We start from the raw sequence: 19223 nt of genomic DNA, 5'->3' as shown, positions 1-19223 counted from the left end.
CGCGCGGTGCTGGAGCGGCACGCCTCGCTGCTGGCTGCCGGCATCACCGGGCTCGCCGGTGACTTCCTGGCCGACGACCCGGTCGAGCTCGTCGGCCCCGACGGCGTGGTGGTCGCGCGCGGGCTGGTGGCGTACGACGCCCGCGAGATGCCGGGCCTGCTCGGCCGCAAGACCGGGGACCTGGCGCCGGAGCACCGCCGGGAGGTCGTGCACCGCGACGAGATGGTGCTGGTCGGGCGCCGGACGGGCGCCTGAGAGACTGCCGCGCGTGACGATCCGTCCCATCCGCGAGCTCGGTGACCCGGTCCTGCGCACCCCGGCCGACGAGGTCAAGAAGTTCGACGCCTGGCTGGCCAGCCTCGTGAAGGACCTCGTCGAGACCGTCGACCACCCCGGCCGGGCCGGACTGGCCGCCCCGCAGATCGGCGTCAGCGTCCGCGCGTTCTCCTACAACATCGACGGCGAGATCGGGCACATGGTGAACCCGACGATCGTCGAGCTGTCGGAGGAGATCCAGGACGGCGACGAGGGCTGCCTGTCCGTACCGGGCATCTGGGCGCCGACCGTGCGGGCGATGCACGCGGTCGTCGAGGGCTTCGACGTCGACGGCAAGCCGCTGCGGCTGGAGGGCGAGGGACTCATGGCCCGCTGCCTGCAGCACGAGGTCGACCACCTCGACGGCAAGGTCTTCCTCGACCGGCTGACCGGCGAGGCCCGCAAGACCGCACTGCGTGCCCTGCGTTCCCGCTGACTTCTCCCACGCCGACCCTGGGTTCGGCCCGCGTACCCTTCTCCCGTGTCCGCCGAGCTGCCGCTGATCGGTGCCGCCGCGCTGCGCGCGCGGGCGGCCGCCCGGGTGCTGCGCACCCTTCCCACCGAGACCAAGGACGCCGCCCTGACGGCGATGGCCGAGGCGCTGGTCGAGCGCACCGACGAGGTGCTCGCCGCCAACGCCGCCGACGTCGGGGCCGCGCGCGCCGACGGAACGCCGGAATCGATCCTGGACCGGCTGCGCCTGGACGCCGGCCGGGTCGCCGGCGTGGCCGGTGCCCTGCGCGAGCTCGTCGCGCTGCCAGACCCCGTCGGGGACGTCGTCCGCGGCTCCCGGCTGCCGAACGGGCTGCAGCTCCGCCAGGTGCGGGTGCCCCTCGGGGTGGTCGGGATCGTCTACGAGGCCCGCCCGAACGTGACCGTCGACGCCGCCGGGCTGTGCCTCAAGAGCGGCAACGCGGCGCTGCTGCGCGGTTCTGCCTCGGCCTTCCGCACCAACACCGCGCTGGTCGCCGTCCTGATCGAGGCCGGGACCAAGGCCGGGCTGCCCGAGGGCTTCGTCGAGCTGCTGCCCGCCGACCGGGCGTCGGTCGGGGAGCTGCTCAACGCCCGCGGCATGGTCGACGTCGTCATCCCGCGCGGTGGGGCCTCGCTCATCGAGCGCGTCGTCCGCGAGTCCACGGTGCCCGTCATCGAGACCGGCGTCGGCAACTGCCACGTCTACGTCGACGCCTCCGCCGACGCGGCGATGGCCGAGGCCATCGTGCTGAACTCCAAGACCCACCGGGTCAGCGTCTGCAACTCCGCGGAGACGCTGCTCGTGCACCGCGACGTCGCGTTCCTGCCGCGGCTGCTCGGGGCGCTCGCGGACGCGGGCGTGACGCTGCACGGGGATTCCTCGGCGCAGGCGGCGCACTCCTCGGTAATCCCGGCGACGGACGAGGACTGGGCGACGGAGTACCTGTCGATGGACATGGCCGTGCGCGTCGTCGACGACCTGCCGGCCGCCGTCGACCACATCGCGTCGTGGGGCAGCGGGCACAGCGAGGCGATCGTCGCCGACTCCGCGACCGCGATCGCCGACTTCGTGGCCGGGGTGGACGCCGCCGCCGTGCTGGTCAACGCCTCCACGCGGTTCACCGACGGGGGCGAGCTCGGGTTCGGCGCCGAGATCGGCATCTCGACCCAGAAGCTGCACGCCCGGGGTCCCCTGGGCCTCCCGGAGCTGACCTCGACGACCTACGTCGTGACCGGTTCCGGCCACACCCGCTGATCCCAGGAGCCGAATTGCCGCGCCCCCAGACCCAGTTCCCTCAGTTCTCCTCGGTCGCGGACGTCAGCAAGCGGCTCTCGAGCGCCGGTTACCTGCCCGATGCCCAGATCGCGACGACCGTCTTCCTCGCCGACCGGCTCGGCAAGCCGCTGCTCGTCGAGGGCCCGGCCGGCACCGGGAAGACGGAGCTGGCGAAGGCGCTGGCGACGGCGACGGGCTCGGAGCTGATCCGGCTGCAGTGCTACGAGGGCCTCGACGAGGCGCGGGCGCTGTACGAGTGGAACTACAAGAAGCAGCTGCTGCGCATCCAGGCGTCACAGGGAACCGACGGCGGGGACTGGAACACCGTCCACGACGACATCTTCGGCGAGGAGTTTCTGCTCTCCCGCCCGCTGCTCACCGCGATCCGGCGGACCGAGCCGACCGTGCTGCTCATCGACGAGACCGACAAGGCCGACGTCGAGGTCGAGGGCCTGCTGCTCGAGGTGCTCTCGGACTTCCAGGTGACGATCCCCGAGCTGGGCACGATCACGGCCGATCGCCGGCCGATGGTGGTGCTCACGTCGAACGCGACCCGGGAGCTGTCCGAGGCGCTGAAGCGTCGCTGCCTCTACCTGGCACTGGACTACCCGTCGGCCGAGCGCGAGCGCGAGATCGTGCTGTCGCGGGTGCCCGACCTGGCGCCGGGGCTGGCCGAGCAGTTGGTCCGCACCGTGCGGGCGCTGCGCGCGCTGGAGCTGAAGAAGTCGCCGTCCATCTCCGAGACCCTCGACTGGGCGCACACGCTCCTCGAACTGGGTCTCGACACCCTGGACGAGTCGGCGATGCGGTCCACCCTCGGCGTGGTGCTCAAGCACGCCAGCGACCAGGTGCGTGCCGCGGCCGAGCTCCGGCTGAACTGATGAGCGCCCCGGCCCGCTTCTCCTCGACCGAACCCGGCGGGCTGGCCGGGCACCTGGACGGCTTCGTCCGGGCGGTGCGGGACGCCGGCATCCCGGTCGGGATCAGCCAGGCCGTGGACGCCGCGGAGATCCTCACGGTCGTCGACCTGCTCGACCGCCAGCAGCTCCGCCACGGCCTCGCCGCCGTGCTGTTGCAGCGGGCCGCCCAGCGGCCCACCTACGACGTGCTGTTCGGCCTGTGGTGGCCGCTGTCCGACCGGCCTGCACCACCGTCGGACGAGGAGGACACCGACGACGAGGGTGAGACGGGGGAGTCGACCCTCGACCTGCCCGGTTCTGACGACGCCGACCTGTCGGAGCTGTTGCGAGCGCAGCTCCTGCAACTGCTGTTGGACGGCGACGAGGAGGCGCTGCGCCGGTTCGCGCGCCAGGCGGTCGAGTTGCTCGGGCGGGGTCAGCCGTCGCCGTCGGGGCAGTCGTTCTTCAGCTACCGCGTGCTTCGTGCGCTCTCGCCGGACACCCTCGTCTCCCAGCTGCTGGCCGGGCTCCTCGCCGAGCGCGACCGCGGCGGGCTGGCCGAGCAGGTGGCCCGGCAGACCGTCCGCGAGCGGCTGACCGCCTTCCGCGCTGCCATCGAGGCCGAGGTCCGGCGACGGACGGCGGCGGAGAAGGGCCGGGACAAGATCGCGAAGAGCGCGATCCGGCCGCTCGCCGACCAGGTGGACTTCCTGCGCGCGCAGTCCTCGGACCTGGCCGAGCTGCGGCGGGCCGTGGCGCCCCTGGCCCGTCGGCTCGCCGTCCGGCTGTCGGCGCGGCGCCGGCTCGGCCGCGAGGGCCGGCTGGACTTCCGCAAGACGGTCCGCGCCTCGCTGGGGACCGGGGGGGTCCCGGTGGTGACCCACCACCGGCCGCGCAAGGTGCACAAGCCGGAGCTGGTCGTCCTGTGCGACGTCAGCGGATCGGTGGCCGGCTTCAGCCACTTCACCCTGATGCTGACCCAGGCGCTGCGCGAGCACTTCACCGGCGTGCGCGCGTTCGCGTTCGTCGACACCACCGACGAGGTCACCCGGTTCTTCCGGCCGGGCGCCGACGTCGTGGACGCGGTGGCGCGGATCGGGCGGGAGGCCGACGTCGTCGGCTTCGACGGGCACAGCGACTACGGCACGGCCTTCGAGGTGTTCGCCGACCGGTGGGCGTCCGCAGTCGGGCCGAAGACGTCGCTCCTCGTCCTGGGTGACGGCCGCACCAACTACCGGCCGCCGGGTCTGCCCGTGCTCGCCGACCTGGTGCGCCGATCGCGGTCGGCGCACTGGCTCAACCCCGAGCCGCAGCGGCTGTGGGGGAGCGGCGACTCCGCCGCGAACCGGTACGGCGAGGTCATCGACATGGTCGAGTGCCGCAACGCCGCCCAGCTGTCGGAGTTCGTCACCACCCTCTGACGTCGACCTGTCTCCTCGTCGACCAGGGGACTTGTCGACCTCCGGTGAGGACGTGGGCAGCGACACGCCCGGGAGCCGATGGGATCCGAGTCCGGCCGTAACCGATCCCCGGCTCACCCGTTGTCCAGCGCGGTGCCGGAGTTCCCCTCCGCACCCCCGGCGCCGTCATCGCCGACGGCACGGGCAGGCCTACGACCGGCTGCACGGGGGAGCCGGTCGCAGCGATCCGCCGCACCTTTCGGGTGCCGGACTCGTCAGCCGGAGCCGGTCCCTCCCGGGGCCGGCTCCGGTGGGCCCGGATAGGCTCGCTCGGTGGCAGGTGGGCGGGTCGGGATCATGGGTGGGACGTTCGATCCCATCCATCACGGCCACCTCGTCGCCGCCAGCGAGGTCGCCGGCCTCTTCGGTCTCGACGAGGTCGTCTTCGTGCCGACCGGTCAGCCGTGGCAGAAGACCGAGCGCGCGGTCAGCCCGGCGGAGGACCGCTACCTGATGACGGTCATCGCCACCGCGTCCAACCCCCGCTTCTCGGTGAGCCGGGTCGACATCGACCGTGGCGGCCCGACGTACACGATCGACACCCTTACCGACCTGCGTCAGCTCCGGCCGGACGCCGAGCTGTTCTTCATCACCGGCGCCGATGCCCTCGCCCAGATCGTGAGCTGGCGCGACAACCAGCAGCTGTTCGACCTGGCGCACTTCATCGGCGTGACCCGGCCCGGTTTCCACCTCGCCGACTCGCACCTGCCCGACGGCGTGGTGAGCCTGGTGGAGGTGCCGGCGCTGGCGATCAGCTCGACCGACTGCCGCGACCGCGTGGCCCGGGGCATGCCCGTCTGGTACCTCGTGCCCGACGGCGTGGTGCAGTACATCGAGAAGCGTGCCCTCTACCGCGAGGTGCCGCGGCGGGCGTCCGCCGACGGTCTCCGGCGCACCGAACCCGAACCTCCGCCCGCCGAACCCGATCTCCAGGAGGTACCCCGATGACCGCCTCGGCCGAGGCGCGGGACACCGCGCTGCTCGCCGCGCAGGCGGCCGCGGACAAGCTCGCCACCGACGTCTCGATCGTCGACGTCAGCGACCGGCTCGCCATCACCGACGCCTTCGTGCTGGCGTCCGCGCCCAACGAGCGCCAGGTGCAGTCGATCGTCGACGAGGTGGAGGAGCGGCTCCGCGAGCACGGCATCAAGCCCGTGCGGCGCGAAGGCGTGGCCGAGTCGCGCTGGGTGCTGCTGGACTTCGTCGACGTCGTCGTGCACGTGCAGCACGCCGAGGAGCGCGCCTACTACGCCCTCGAGCGACTGTGGAAGGACTGCCCGACCATCCCCTTCACCGACAGCGCCGCCCGTGGGGCAGCCGCGCCGGGCGGCGGGGCCGCCGACGAGGAGACGACCGGCCGGTGACCGGCGGAGGACTGCCGGAGCTGGCGGTTCCCCGGCTCGTGCTGTGGCGGCACGGCCGCACCGAGTGGAACGCCACCGGGCGCTTCCAGGGACAGCTGGACCCGCCGCTGGACGAGGAGGGCCGCAACCAGGCCGTCCTGGCCGCACCCCACCTCGTCGCCGCCGGGCTGACACCGGACGACACCGTCGTGGTCTCCAGCGATCTGAGCCGGGCTGCGGAGACGGCGGCGACCCTCACTGCCCTGCTCGGCGTCCCGCTGCGGCTCGACGAGCGGCTGCGCGAGCACGGCATGGGTTCCTGGGAGGGGCTCACCCGCGCCGAGGTACGCGAGCGGTTCCCCGACCAGTACGCCGACTGGATGGCCGGCCGCACGGTGCGCGGCCGCGGCGGCGAGGACCCCTCGGCGGTCGCCGACCGCGCGCTGGCCGCCCTCGTCGACCTGCCGGAGGCGCGCGTCGCCGTCGTCGTCACCCATGGCGGGACGGCGGGCCGGCTGACGGAGGTGCTGCTCGGGCTGGGTTCCGACCACCGCCGGATGTTCGGCCCCCTCGGCAACTGCGCGTGGACCGAACTCGTGTCGCAGAGCGGCCGCTGGCGGCTGATCCGCCACAACGCCTCCGTCCTCCAGCTGCCGGACGTCGCGGCCGACGCGGCTCCCGCGCCCGGACCGGTGCTGCGGGCGGTGCCCTCGCCGGCCGACGGCGATGCCACCCCGGAGGACGCGCCCCCGCCTGCCACGGACGCCGACGCGGTCCTCTGACCGGCCCGGTCGGCTCCACTCCCGCGGATCTCCGCACCCGGCGGGCTAGCCTCCCGTGGTGTCCGTCGCCGTCGTCACCGATTCGTCGGCGTACCTGCCCGACGAACTCCTCGAGGGCTACGGGATCTACAACGTCCCGCTCTACGTCGTACTCGCCGGACGGTCGGGGCGCGAGGGCTGGGACATCAGCCCCCACGATGTCGCACGGGCGCTGGCGGTCCGAGGTCAGGCGGTGTCGACCTCCCGGCCCACTCCGGGCGACTTCGTCGCGGCCTACCGGCGCGCCCTGGACGAGGGCGCCGAGCGGGTCGTCTCGATCCACCTGTCCTCGGAGCTCTCCGGCACCTGGGACGCGGCCCGCCTGGCTGCGTCGCAGGTCGGCGAGCACATCGTCACCGTCGTCGACACGCGGTCGGCCGCCATGGGTGCCGGGTTCGCCGTCCTCGCGGCGGCCCGGTCGGCGGCCACGGGGGCCGGCGCCGACGTCGTCGCGCAGACCGCCCGGGAGATCGCCGCCGGAACGCGGACGTTCTTCGTCGTCGACACCTTGGAGCACCTGCGCCGCGGAGGCCGGATCGGGTCGGCCGCCGCGGTCCTGGGGTCGGCGCTCGCCGTCAAGCCGGTCCTGCACATGCAGGACGGCAAGGTGGTGCCGCTCGAGAAGGTGCGGACGACGGCGCGCGCGATGAACAAGCTCGTGCAGCGCGCCGTCGAGGCCGCGGGGGACGGGCCGGTGTCGGTGGCGGTGCACCACCTCGCGGCAGAGGAGAAGGCGGAGCGCCTGGCGGGCGAGATGCGCGAGCGGCTGCCGAACCTCCGGGAGCTGCACGTCAGCGAGCTCGGGGCCGCGATCGGCGCGCACGTCGGACCGGGAGCGGTCGGCATCGTCATCGCGCCGTTCTGGCAGGAGCCCGACGAGGACTTCTCGGACGCGGACGACGACTGAGGTGCGGCCGGTGGTGAGTCGCATGCCGGCGAGGGTGTGCCGTTCCGGGCCGGCCATGCGTGTCGCCGTCCACAAGCGGTAGCCGGGTCCACAGATGGGCGACGAGCCCGCCCGGCGGTGCGGCGGCTCCCTAGCGTCCCGTCGGTGCGCCTTCCCTCCCGCTCCGCCGACGACGCCGACGTCATCCGCGCGCGCCTGCGGACACTCCTGGCTGAGCAGAACCGGGGCGGCGGCTGGCTGCCGGACGACGAGCCCGGGGACGGCGACCTCGTCGACGCAGGGGTCCAGGGAACTGCCTGGTCGCTCGAGGACGACGAGAATGACCCCGGTACCGACGACGCGGGACCGGGCCTGCCGGAGGGGATCGGTCGCCACCGCGCACCCGGCACGGCCGTGCGCTGGGATCCCGGACGCCCCGGTGCCCGCGCGCTCTGGCTCGTCGGACTGCTGGCGGCCCTGCTCCTCGTCGCATGGACCTGGCTGAACCGGCCGACCGTGGACGAGGTGCCGCAGACCAGGTCCGAGGGAACCGCCGTCTCGTCCGCACCGGTGACACCCCCCGTGGGCGAGGCCGGCGACACGTCTCCCACGGTGGTGGTGTCCGTCGTCGGACTCGTGGCCCGGCCGGGGCTGGTCACGCTGCCGACGGGCGCCCGGGTGGCCGACGCGCTCGCGGCCGCCGGAGGGCTGCTGCCGGAGGCCGACCCGGCGTCGGTGAACCTGGCCGCCGTGGTGGCCGACGGCGAGCAGGTGACCGTCGGTGTGCCGGGTGCTCCGGCCGCCGGGCCGGACGCCGCGCCCGGCTCGGCGGGACCGCTGGACCTGAACACCGCCGGGGTGGCCGAGCTGGACGCGCTCCCCGGCATCGGTCCGGTGCTGGCCCAGCGGATCGTCGACCACCGGACGCGCGAGGGGCCTTTCACCAGCGTCGGCCAGCTGGACGACGTGCCGGGCATCGGGCCGGCCACCGCGGCCGAGCTCGCGGAGCTCGTGGGCGTATGAGGGGCACCCGGGAGGTGCCGCAGCAGGAGTCCCGCTGGGCGTGGGTGGACCTCCGGCTCGTGCCGCTGGCCGCGACGGTGTGGAGCGTCTCCCTTGTCGCCCCCCGGGTTGCGCCCGTCGTCCTGGGGGCAGTGGCCCTCGCCGCAGCGGGGCTCGGCCTGCTTCTGGTGCGCCGCCCACGGTGGGCCCTGGCGCTGGCCGTGCTCGCCGGCCTGGCCGTCACCGCCGGCACCGCTACGGCGCGGGGTCTCGAGCGCGAGCACTCGCCTCTGCGCCCGGTCGCGGATGCGGAGCGGACCGTCGTGGTGGTCCTGGAGATCGACGGGGATCCGCACCTGCTGACGGGCGCCGGCCCCCCGCGCGTGATCGCCGACGCGACGGTGACCGGTCTCGTCGATCGCGACGCCACCCACCGGCTGAGCTCGGCCGTGCTGCTCTTCGCGCCGGCGGAGGAGTGGCGGGACCTGCTGCCGGGGCAACGCGTCCGCGTGCGCGTGGCCGCCTCGCCGCCCCGGTCGGGGGACCACGTGGTCGCCGTCCTCTCCGCTCGTGGCCCGCGCACTCTGATCGGCCGGCCGAGCGCACTGCAGGAAGTGGCGAGCGGCCTGCGGGAGGGGCTGAGCTCGACTGCGGACCGCGTCCTGGAGCCGCAGGCCGCGGGTCTGCTCCCGGGCCTCGTCGTCGGCGACACCGGTGGGATGGACCCTGTGCTCGAGGAGGACTTTCGCCGGGCCGGGCTGGGGCACCTGACGGCCGTCTCCGGCGCGAACGTCGCGATCATGCTGGCCGGCGTGCTGTGGCCGCTCCGCAGGCGAGCCGTCGACCGGCGCGTGCAGGCGGTCGTGGCCGGACTGGCGCTGATCGGCTTCGTCGTGCTGGCGCGGCCGAGTCCGAGCGTCGTGCGTGCTGCCGCCATGGGTGCGGTGACGCTCGTGGCCCTGGCCGCGGGGCGCCCGCGTGCCGCTGTGCCGGCGCTCGCCAGTGCGGTCTGCGTGCTGCTCCTCCTCGACCCGGCGCTGGCCGGTGATCCCGGCTTCGTGCTGTCCGTCGCCGCCACCGGGGGCATCGTGCTGCTCGCGCCGGCCTGGTCGGGCCGGTTGCGCACCCGCGGCTGCTGGCCGCCCCTGGCCGATGCCCTGGCGGTCAGTGCCGCCGCGGGTCTGGTGACCGCACCGATCGTCGCCGGTCTGTCGGGCACGGTCAGCCTCGTCTCCCTGCCGGCCAACCTGCTCGCCGCATCCGCCGTCCCGGTGGCGACCGTTCTCGGGCTCGCGGCCGCGATCGCCGCGCCGCTCGTTCCCCGGCTCGCCGACGTCCTGGTGTGGCTGGCGGGCTGGCCGACGCGCTGGCTGGTGGGCGTCGCCGAGCGGGCGGCCGCCCTGCCGGACGGGGCGGCGGGCTGGCCGGCAGGCGCGCGAGGTGCGGTGCTGCTGACCGTCCTGCTGCTGGCCGCCGGCTGGGTGCTGTGGCGGTTCCCCCGCACGAGGCCGCTCGCCCTGGCTGCCCTCGTCGGGCTCGTCGCGGTCGGCTGGCCGCTGAGACAAACCGTGCGCGGCTGGCCGCCACCGGGCTCGATGGCGATCGCCTGCGACGTCGGGCAGGGCGACGCGCTGCTGCTCCCGACCGGTCCGGGAGAGGGGGTCCTCGTGGACGCCGGACCCGATGTCGGTGCCGTCGACCGCTGTCTCGACCGCCTGGGTGTCGACGAACTACCGCTCGTCCTGCTGTCCCACCTGGACGCCGATCACGTGGGAGGCCTGGTCGGTGCCCTCGCCGGCCGGGACGTGGGCGTCGTGGCCACGGGCACGCTGTCGCCGGCGGACGAGCGGGACGACGACCTCGACAGACTGGTGCGCCGAACCGGCGGCGAACGGGCCGTGCTGGTCCCCGGTGACCGCCGCACGGTCGGCCCGGCGACGATCGAGGTCCTCGCGCCGGCGCCCGACCGGGCCACCGCCGCGGCGGAGCCGAACGACCTGTCGATGGTCCTCCGCGTCACCGTCCGGGGCGTGCGGGTCCTCTTCACCGGCGATCTCAGCGCCGAGGCCGAGGCGCGGCTCCTCTCCTCCGGGATCGACCTGCGCGCCGACGTCCTCAAGGTGCCGCACCATGGCAGCGGCGACGCCGACCCGGAGTTCCTCGCGGCCAGCGGCGCCCGGCTGGCCCTCATCTCGGTGGGCGCGGACAACACCTACGGCCATCCCACCCCTCAGCTGCTGACCTGGCTCGCCCAGGCCGGCATGCAGGTCCGGCGCACCGACCGGGACGGCGACCTGGCGGTGGTCGGCTCGGCGCAGTCGTGGGGTGTCGCCGCCCGGGGAAGCGTCGGACCCGCGTGACACCATGCGGGGGTGCCGGCCGATCCCGTCGAACCCACCTCCCGCCTGCGGGTGGTCATGGGGGAGGAGGAGCTGCTGCGCGCCCGTGCGGTCGGCGCGGTCCGCGCCGCCGTCCTCTCCCGCCACGAGGACGCCGAGGTGCACGAGCTCGCCGCCGCCGGGCTGCCGATCGGCCAGCTCGCCGACGTCCTCGCGCCGTCCCTGTTCGGGGGGCACCGGCTGGTCGTCGTCAGCGGCGTCCAGGAGGCCGCGGGTGCCCTGTCGGACTCGCTGATCAGCTACGCGAAGGATCCCGACCCCGACCTGACGCTGGTCGTCGTCCACTTCGGCGGCAAGCGCAACGAGGCGCTGGTCAAGGCCTTCACCGCGGCGGGCGCCGCCCTCGACGAGTGCCCCAAGCTCACCTCGGCCGGCGACCGGGCCGCCTTCGTGCGCAACGAGGTGCGGTCGGCCGGTGGCCGGATCACCGCCGACGCCGTCCAGGCGCTGGTCGACGCGATCGGCGCCGACCTCCGGGGGCTGTCCGCGGCGGCCAGCCAGCTCGTCTCCGACTTCGGCGGCACCATCGACGGCGACGCGGTCGCCCGCTTCCACCACGGCCAGGCCGAGGTCACCGGGTTCACCGTCGCCGAGCGGGTGCTGCTCGGCGACCGCGCCGGGTCCATCGAGATGCTCCGCTGGGCGCTCGAGCGCGGCGTCGCGCACGTCCTCATCGCCGACGCCATCGCCGACGGCGTCCGCACCGCCGCCCGTGTCGCCTCGTTGAGCTCGACCAACCCCGGCGAGCTCGCGCGGATCCTCAGGATGCCGCCGTGGAAGGTCAAGAAGGCCCAGACCCAGTCCCGCGGCTGGAGCATCGACGGGCTCCAGCAGGCCATCGGGGTGGCCGCCGAGCTCAACGCGGACGTCAAGGGCGCCGCCGCGAGCGCCGACTACGCGCTCGAGCGCGCCGTCCGCCGGATCGTCACCATCCGCGCCGAGACGGGCCGGGGCGGCCGGGTCCACGCCGGCCGCTGAACGGGCCGAAGGGCCCCCAGGAACGCGACGAGCCCCCGTCCCGCGAGGGAGGGGGGCTCGTCGACGCGCGCGCCGGAGCGCGGCTCATCGGCTCAGAGGCCGGCGGTCAGCTTCGCCAGACCCGACTTGCGGTTGGCGGCCTGGTTCTTGTGGATGACGCCCTTGCTGGCGGCCTTGTCGAGCTGCTTCGCCGCGACCTGGAAGGCGGTCGCCGCGGCGGCGGCGTCGCCGGCCTCGGCGGCCGAGCGGACGCGCCGGACGGCCGTCTTGAGGGCGGACTTGACGGCAACGTTGCGCTGACGCGCCTTCTCGTTGGTCTTGATCCGCTTCATCTGGGACTTGATGTTCGCCACGCGTGAGCCTCGGGTGTCTCGCAGGGAGGAGTACTTCTGACAGTTCGTCCGGGCGCAGGCAGCAAACACCGCGCCGGCGGACCGGTCTCCCAAGATACCAGCGTCCGTCCCGCGCCCCAACCCGCGGTCGGGTGGGGCCGGGCACACGGGAGTTCGCGCCACTCGCCCGGCCGGACCGGCGCCCGTGGGACGATGGACCCACTGTGACGACTCCTGCCCCCACCGATCCGGCCCTCATCCGGAACTTCTGCATCATCGCCCACATCGACCACGGCAAGTCGACGCTGGCCGACCGGATGCTCGAGGTCACCGGGCTCGTCGAGGGACGCCAGATGCGCGCCCAGTACCTCGACCGCATGGACATCGAGCGCGAGCGCGGCATCACCATCAAGGCGCAGAACGTCCGGCTGCCGTGGACGCCGCGCTCCGGTGCGCACACCGGCACCGAGTACGTGCTCGACATGATCGACACCCCGGGCCACGTCGACTTCACCTACGAGGTGTCCCGGTCGCTGGCCGCGTGCGAGGGTGCCGTCCTGCTCGTCGACGCCGCCCAGGGCATCGAGGCGCAGACGCTGGCCAACCTGTACCTGGCGCTGGAGAACGACCTCACGATCATCCCGGTGCTCAACAAGATCGACCTGCCGGCCGCGCAGCCCGAGCGGTACGCCGAGGAGATCGCGCACATCATCGGCTGCGAGCCCGACGACGTGATGCGGGTCAGCGGCAAGACCGGCGTCGGCGTCCCGGAGCTGCTCGACCGCATCGTCGAGGAGATCCCCGCGCCGACCGGCAACGCCGCGGGTCCCGCCCGCGCGATGATCTTCGACTCGGTCTACGACATCTACCGCGGCGTCATCACCTACGTCCGCGTCGTCGACGGCCGGATCTCCGCCCGCGACAAGATCAAGATGATGTCGACCGGCGCCACCCACGAGCTGCTCGAGATCGGTGTCATCTCACCCGAGCCCAAGCCGGTCGAGAGCCTCGGCGTCGGCGAGGTCGGCTACTTCATCACCGGCGTGAAGGACGTCCGCCAGTCCCGCGTCGGTGACACCGTCACGCTGCAGCACAAGCCGGCCACCGAGTCGATCGGCGGCTACCGCGACCCCAAGCCGATGGTCTACTCCGGCCTCTATCCCATCGACGGCAGCGAGTACCCGCTGCTGCGCGAGGCGCTGGACAAGCTGCTGCTCAACGACGCCGCGCTCACCTACGAGCCCGAGACCTCGGCGGCGCTCGGCTTCGGCTTCCGCGTCGGCTTCCTCGGCCTGCTGCACCTGGAGATCGTCCGCGAGCGGCTCGAGCGCGAGGCCGGCATCAGCCTCATCTCGACCGCGCCGAACGTCGTCTACCGGGTCGTCATGGAGGACGGCACCGAGGTCACCGTGACCAACCCCAGCGACTGGCCGATGGGCAAGATCTCCACGATCTACGAGCCGATCGTCAACGCCACGATCATCGCGCCCAGCGACTACACCGGCGCGATCATGGAGCTCTGCCAGGGCCGCCGCGGCCAGCTCGGCGGCATGGACTACCTGAGCGAGTCCCGCGTCGAGCTGCGCTACACGCTGCCCCTCGGCGAGATCATCTTCGACTTCTTCGACGCCCTGAAGTCCCGCACCCGCGGGTACGCCTCCCTCGACTACTCCGAGGGCGGCGAGCAGGAGTCCTCGCTGGTCAAGGTCGACATCCTGCTGCAGGGCGAGGCCGTCGACGCGTTCAGCGCGATCGTGCACAAGGACAAGGCCTACAGCTACGGCGTGATGATGGCCGGCAAGCTCCGCGAGCTGATCCCGCGCCAGCAGTTCGAGGTGCCGATCCAGGCCGCCGTCGGCTCGCGGGTCATCGCCCGCGAGACCGTCCGCGCCATCCGCAAGGACGTCCTCGCCAAGTGCTACGGCGGTGACATCACCCGCAAGCGGAAGCTGCTGGAGAAGCAGAAGGAGGGCAAGAAGCGGATGAAGATGGTCGGCCGCGTCGAGGTCCCCCAGGAGGCGTTCGTCGCCGCGCTCTCCACCAACGAGTCGACCGCCTCCAAGAAGTGACGGCCCGCATCGAGGCGGTCTGCGTCTCCGGCCCGCGGCCGATCCGCATCCCGCGCGCGGGCGACGCCCAGAGCGCCATCGACAAGCGGCCGGTGACCGGTCGCGTCGCCGTCGGCCCGCTCGGCCTGGACGGCGACGTGCAGGTCAACAAGAAGTGGCACGGCGGCGAGGGCCAGGCCCTGTACGCCTACGCGCAGGAGGACGCCGACTGGTGGGCCGCCGAGCTCGCCCGGGACCTGCCGGCCGGCCGGTTCGGGGAGAACCTCCGCACGAGCGGCATCGACCTCACCGCCGCCCTGCTCGGGGAGCGCTGGCGCATCGGCTCCCTCCTCGTCGAGGTCACCGCCCCCCGCACCCCCTGCGCGAAGCTGCAGGCGCACTGGGGCGTCCCGCGCCTGATCAAGCGGTTCACCGAGCGCGGCGCCAGCGGCGCCTACCTGCGGGTCCTGGAGACCGGCGACCTCGGTGCCGGCGACCGCATCGACGTCGTCGAGCGCCCGGACCACGACGTGACCATCGGACGGGCGTTCCGCGCCTTCACCACCGAGCGGCACCTGCTCGCCGACCTCCTTCCGGCGCGCGAGGCCCTGCCGGCGCGCAACCGGCCGACGATCGACTCCGCGGTCGCCGAACGGGCCGGCGCCTCGGCCTGAGGACGGCGGCGCGCTACTGTCCGCCGCGGTACGCCGGGGGTGCCCGGCCGACGGGGAGGTCGCCATGCTGCGCCGAACGGGCATCCCGCTGCTCGCGCTGGCCGTGTTCGCCGGGCCGGCGCTGGCCGGGTGCGGCGGCGGGGAGCCCGAGGAGTCGGCCGCCGACCTCCTGTCGCGCGCCAAGACGACCCTGGACGACGCGAGCAGCGCGCACTTCGTCCTGGACAGCGAGGGCGCGCCGAACTCCGGGACCCTGCTGGTCGGCGGCGAGGGCGACATCGCCCGGCCGGCGTCGTTCGAGGGCACGCTCAACGTGCGGGCGCTCGGCTCCACCCTCGACCTCGAGGTGGTCTCGGTCGACGGCACGGTGTACGCCCAGCTCCCGTTCGCCTCGGGCTTCAGCGTGGTCGACCCGGCGCAGTTCGGTTTCGGTGACCCGGGCGCGCTGCTCGATCCGGACACCGGCATCTCGCAGCTCCTGGCCGAGGCGGAGAACGCCGAGCTGGGGGAGGAGCGCCGGGTCGACGGCGACGTCGTCCGGGAGGTCACCGCCGAGCTGCCCGGCGACCTGGTCGAGCAGATCCTCGCCAGCCAGGACCCGAGCCAGGCGGTGCAGGCCCGCTTCTCCATCGCCACGGAGACCGGTGAACTGCGCCGGGCGGAGCTCACCGGACCGTTCTTCACCGCCGAGGACGACGCGACCTACACCGTCGAGCTGAGCGACTTCGGGGCCGATGTCGAGATCACCGCGCCGCCCACCGGCTGAGCCGGCGACCGCGCCCGCCGCCCGCGCCGTCCCGGGGCTGCCGGTCGTCGTCCTCGCGACCCTGGCCGTGCTGGTCACCGGGGCCGACACGTACGTCGTCGTCCTCGCGCTGCCCGACATCCTCACCGGCGTCGGCGTCGGGCTCGACGACCTCCAGCAGGCGACGCCGATCGTCGGCGGCTTCCTGCTCGGCTACACGGCCACGCTGCCGCTGCTGGGCCGGCTGGCCGACCTGCGCGGACGCGTGCCGGTGCTCATCGGCTGCCTCCTGCTGTTCGCCCTCGGCTCGCTGCTCACCGCCACCGCCGACACGCTCGGCCCGGCCGTCGCCGGCCGTGGGCTCCAGGGCATCGGCGCCGGCGGGCTGGTGCCGGCGACCCTGGCCCTGGTCGCCGACCGCTGGCCCCCGGAACGCCGGTCGGTCCCGCTCGGGGTGGTCGGCGCGGTGCAGGAGGCGGGGGCGGTCCTCGGCCCGCTGGCCGGGGCGGCGGTGCTGGCGGTCGCCGACTGGCGGGCCATCTTCTGGCTGAACCTGCTGCTCGGACTGGGGCTGGCGGTCGGCGTCCTGGTCACCGGCCGGGCCCGCCGCCCCGATCCGTTCGGCCTGGCGCTGGCAGCCGTCGCCTCCCTCGCGCTCGGCCTCCAGCTCGCCGCCCCGACGGCGCTGGCCGAGGACGTGACGATCGGGCTCCTCTACGTCCCGCTCGTCGATGCGCTCGGCTGGACGACGCCGCTCGTCCTGGTCGCCCTGGTCGCGGTGGTGGGGCTGGTGGCACGCAGCCTCGCGCACCCGCAGGGCGCCGTCGTGCCGCTGCGGGGGCTGGGACGCCTGGCCACCGAGGTCGACGTGCTGGGCTCCGCGCTCGTCGTCGTCTCGCTCGGCGCCCTGGTCTGGGCGTTCGCCGCCGCCGATCCTGCGACGCAGATCGTCGCCCACGGCCCCGTCCTCCTGCCGCTCGCGCTCGCCGCTGCCGTCGCCTTCGTGCTGCACGAGCGCCGGGCCGCCCACCCCGTCCTGCCGCTGGGCGCCCTGCGGCCGGTGGGGGCATGGGGCGCGCTGCTGGTCAACCTGCTCGTCGGCGCCGCGCTGGTGGCGGCCCTGGTCGACGTCCCGCTGTTCGCCCGCAACACCACGACGCCCGGCGACCAGCTCGGGGCGGCGCTGGTCCTGCTGCGGCTGCTCGTCGCGGTCCCCGTCGGCGCCGTCGCCGGCGGCTGGCTCTGCCGCACGGTCGCGCCACGGTTCGTCGCCGCGGGCGGCATGGCGCTGGCCGCCGTCGCCTTCGTGGCCATGACGACCTGGGACGCGCAGTCCCTCGACGGCCTGGCGTCGACCGCCGTCCTGCTCGCCGCCGGCCTGGGGTTCGGGCTCGCGATCGCACCGGTCAACACGGTGCTGCTGGCCGCCACCGGCTCCGAGGTCCACGGCAGCGCGAGCGCCCTCGCCGTCGTCGCCCGGACGGTGGGGATGCTCGCCGGCCTGTCGCTGCTCACCGCCGTCGCCCTTCGCCGGTTCACCGCCGAGGTCGACGCCATCGGCGCCCCCTTCGAGCTCTGCCCCGACAGTCCGGCGGACTGCCCCGTCTACGACACCGCGGTCGACGCCGCGATCCTCACCCAGCTGCACACCGTCTTCGCCGGAGCGGCGCTCGCGGCCGGCCTCGCCGCCGTCGCGGCGCTCCTGCTGCTCCGCCCGGCGGGGGCGGCGGTTCCCGGACGCTGAGGACCTCCCGCAGGCGGATTTCCTCGTCTACCGTCCCGCGAGGGAGGGCGCGCGTGGAGAACGGGCAGCTGCGGATCAGCCTGCTGGGCACCTGCACGGCCTCGTCCGGCGACGTCCCCCTCGACCTCGGCGGGCCCCGGCAGCGGGCCGTCCTCGTCGTGCTCGTCCTCGCGCGCGGCGAGGTGGTTCCTGTCGAGCGGATCACCGAGGCCGTGTGGGGCGACCACGCCCCGGCCGATCCCGCCGGGGCGCTGCAGGCCTACGTCTCCCACCTGCGCCGCCGGCTGCAGCCGGGGAGTGCGGCCCGGACCCGGTCCGCGGTCATCGTCAGCGAGGGGCGTGGCTACGCCGTCCGGCTGCCGCCCGACGCCGTCGACGTCTGGCGGTTCGAGCGCCTCCTCGACCGCTCGGGGACGACGGACGCCGCCACCACCGCGCAGATCCTGGGGGAGGCGCTCGCCCTCTGGCGCGGTCCGCCGCTGGCGGAGTGGGCCGACGAGCCGTGGGCCGAGGCGGAGATCGCGCGGCTCGGTGAGCTGCGGGCCGTGGCGCGCGAACGGCTGCTCGAGGCCCGCCTCGAACTGGGCGAGGCCGCGCTCCTCGTGCCGGACCTGGAGACGATGGTCGCCGAGGAGCCGTTGCGGGAGGAGCGCTGGCGGCTGCTGGTGCTCGCCCTCTACCGGGCGCACCGGCAGGCCGATGCCCTGACCGCGCTGCGCCGCGCCCGGACGACGCTCGCCGACGAGCTGGGTGTCGATCCCGGCCCGGCGCTGCGCGAGCTCGAGGAACGGGTGCTCGCCCAGTCACCCGATCTCGTCGTCCCGACCCAGCGCACGCGTGCACCGGTGGCGCCGCCACCTGCGGAGCCGGTGCTCGCGCCGGACGACCTGCTCGACCGGAACCGCGAGATGCGGGCAGTGCGAGCGGCCCTCGACGGCCTCGCAGCCGGCGAGCCGGGGCTGCTGCTCATCGAGGGCCCGGCAGGCATCGGGAAGACCCGCCTGCTCACCGAGGCACGGCGCATCGCCGGCGAGCGCTCCGTCCGGGTGCTGACGGCGCGCGGGAGCCAGCTGGAGAAGGCGTTCGGCTTCGGCGCGGTCCGGCAGCTGTTCGAGCCCGAGTTGGCCGTGCCCGAGCGACGGGAGGCGCTGCTGGCCGGCGCCGCCGTCAGCGCACGCACCGTGTTCGACCTGGCGCCTGGCGAGTCGCCGGACGGTTCGTTCGCGGTCCTGCACGGGCTGTACTGGCTGGCGGTCAACCTCACCGCCGACGGCCCCCTCGTGCTCGCCGTCGACGACCTCCAGTGGTGCGACAGCGCCTCGCTGCGCTGGCTGGCCTACCTGGTCCGCCGGCTGGACGCCGTCCCGGTGCTCGTCGTCGCCACGGTGCGCACCGGCGAGCAGCACGTCGACGAGGAACTGCTCACCGAGCTGTCGATGGAGCCGGTCGCCGCCGTCGTCCGGCCCGCCGCGCTCTCGCTGGAGGCGACCGCCGACCTGGTGGCCCGGCGGCTCGGCGGACCGGTCTCGCCGCTGTTCGCCCTGGCCTGCCACCGCACGACGTCCGGCAACCCGCTGCTGCTCCGGCAGCTGCTGCGCGGGCTGGAGGCCGACGCCGTCCGGCCCGATGCCGCGCACGCCGACATGGTCGTGGCCGTCGGTTCCCGCGCGGTGTCCAGCATGGTGCTCATGCGGCTGCGCCGGCTGCCGGCGCCGGCCCCCGTCGTGGCGCGGGCCGCCGCCGTCCTCGGGGACGGCGCATCGCTGCCCGCCGTCGCCGCGCTCGCCGGCCTCTCGGAGGCCGAGACTGCGGCCGGGCTCGCCGCGC

Annotated in this window: 18 protein-coding genes; 17 read left to right on the top strand and 1 reads right to left on the bottom strand. The window is 74.4% G+C overall.

Annotation, left to right across the window (positions count from 1 at the left end):
• From E4P40_RS18870 to holA, 12 genes are all read left to right on the top strand, one after another.
• A partial coding sequence (locus tag E4P40_RS18870) for a PUA domain-containing protein (RefSeq protein WP_348519651.1) occupies positions 1 to 255 on the top strand: 255 nt, incomplete at its 5' end.
• Between the two features lie 13 nt (positions 256 to 268).
• Positions 269 to 751, top strand: a complete 483-nt coding sequence (gene def, locus E4P40_RS18865) for a peptide deformylase (RefSeq protein ID WP_135160040.1) — start codon at positions 269 to 271, stop codon at positions 749 to 751.
• Between the two features lie 45 nt (positions 752 to 796).
• Positions 797 to 2044 (top strand): glutamate-5-semialdehyde dehydrogenase, encoded by a 1248-nt coding sequence (locus E4P40_RS18860; RefSeq protein WP_135160039.1) that lies wholly within the window; start codon positions 797 to 799, stop codon positions 2042 to 2044.
• A 14-nt stretch (positions 2045 to 2058) separates the two neighbouring features.
• Positions 2059 to 2946, top strand: coding sequence for a MoxR family ATPase (locus tag E4P40_RS18855; protein WP_135160038.1), 888 nt, complete (start codon positions 2059 to 2061; stop codon positions 2944 to 2946).
• On the top strand, positions 2946 to 4385 hold the full coding sequence (locus E4P40_RS18850; protein WP_135160037.1) for a VWA domain-containing protein: 1440 nt from the start codon (positions 2946 to 2948) through the stop codon (positions 4383 to 4385). Before E4P40_RS18855 ends, E4P40_RS18850 begins: the two co-directional genes overlap by 1 nt.
• Before the next feature lie 312 nt (positions 4386 to 4697).
• The gene (nadD, locus tag E4P40_RS18845) at positions 4698 to 5372 is read left to right on the top strand and encodes a nicotinate-nucleotide adenylyltransferase (RefSeq protein WP_245160435.1); all 675 of its coding nucleotides are present in this window, start codon (positions 4698 to 4700) and stop codon (positions 5370 to 5372) included.
• Positions 5369 to 5788 (top strand): ribosome silencing factor, encoded by a 420-nt coding sequence (gene rsfS, locus E4P40_RS18840; RefSeq protein WP_135160036.1) that lies wholly within the window; start codon positions 5369 to 5371, stop codon positions 5786 to 5788. The genes nadD and rsfS overlap by 4 nt, the downstream gene beginning before the upstream one ends.
• The gene (locus E4P40_RS18835) at positions 5785 to 6549 is read left to right on the top strand and encodes a histidine phosphatase family protein (RefSeq protein ID WP_135160035.1); all 765 of its coding nucleotides are present in this window, start codon (positions 5785 to 5787) and stop codon (positions 6547 to 6549) included. Before rsfS ends, E4P40_RS18835 begins: the two co-directional genes overlap by 4 nt.
• 58 nt (positions 6550 to 6607) lie before the next feature.
• Positions 6608 to 7495, top strand: coding sequence for a DegV family protein (locus E4P40_RS18830; RefSeq protein ID WP_135160034.1), 888 nt, complete (start codon positions 6608 to 6610; stop codon positions 7493 to 7495).
• Between the two features lie 144 nt (positions 7496 to 7639).
• The gene (locus E4P40_RS18825) at positions 7640 to 8497 is read left to right on the top strand and encodes a ComEA family DNA-binding protein (RefSeq protein ID WP_135160033.1); all 858 of its coding nucleotides are present in this window, start codon (positions 7640 to 7642) and stop codon (positions 8495 to 8497) included.
• Entirely contained in the window at positions 8494 to 10836 is a 2343-nt protein-coding gene (locus E4P40_RS18820; RefSeq protein ID WP_135160032.1) for a ComEC/Rec2 family competence protein, read from the top strand. The genes E4P40_RS18825 and E4P40_RS18820 overlap by 4 nt, the downstream gene beginning before the upstream one ends.
• 12 nt (positions 10837 to 10848) lie before the next feature.
• Positions 10849 to 11853, top strand: coding sequence for a DNA polymerase III subunit delta (gene holA, locus E4P40_RS18815; protein ID WP_245160434.1), 1005 nt, complete (start codon positions 10849 to 10851; stop codon positions 11851 to 11853).
• A gap of 92 nt (positions 11854 to 11945) precedes the next feature.
• Here the strand turns inward: holA and rpsT are convergent, their stop codons facing one another.
• Positions 11946 to 12206 (bottom strand): 30S ribosomal protein S20, encoded by a 261-nt coding sequence (rpsT, locus tag E4P40_RS18810; RefSeq protein WP_135160031.1) that lies wholly within the window; start codon positions 12204 to 12206, stop codon positions 11946 to 11948.
• Between the two features lie 203 nt (positions 12207 to 12409).
• Between rpsT and lepA the strand changes: the two genes are divergently transcribed.
• The 5 genes from lepA to E4P40_RS18785 form a co-directional block, all read left to right on the top strand.
• Positions 12410 to 14254, top strand: coding sequence for a translation elongation factor 4 (gene lepA, locus E4P40_RS18805; RefSeq protein WP_135160030.1), 1845 nt, complete (start codon positions 12410 to 12412; stop codon positions 14252 to 14254).
• On the top strand, positions 14251 to 14907 hold the full coding sequence (locus tag E4P40_RS18800) for an MOSC domain-containing protein (RefSeq protein WP_135160029.1): 657 nt from the start codon (positions 14251 to 14253) through the stop codon (positions 14905 to 14907). The genes lepA and E4P40_RS18800 overlap by 4 nt, the downstream gene beginning before the upstream one ends.
• Before the next feature lie 64 nt (positions 14908 to 14971).
• Positions 14972 to 15673, top strand: coding sequence for an LppX_LprAFG lipoprotein (locus tag E4P40_RS18795; protein WP_135160028.1), 702 nt, complete (start codon positions 14972 to 14974; stop codon positions 15671 to 15673).
• Positions 15642 to 17396, top strand: a complete 1755-nt coding sequence (locus E4P40_RS18790) for an MFS transporter (protein WP_135160027.1) — start codon at positions 15642 to 15644, stop codon at positions 17394 to 17396. The genes E4P40_RS18795 and E4P40_RS18790 overlap by 32 nt, the downstream gene beginning before the upstream one ends.
• A 53-nt stretch (positions 17397 to 17449) precedes the next feature.
• The coding region (locus E4P40_RS18785; protein ID WP_209305409.1) for a BTAD domain-containing putative transcriptional regulator at positions 17450 to 19223 on the top strand (1774 nt) is incomplete at its 3' end.

This window comes from Blastococcus sp. CT_GayMR20, from assembly GCF_004570345.1.
Note: the sequence above shows the minus strand (reverse complement) of the source record. Positions and strands in the feature narration are given on the sequence as shown.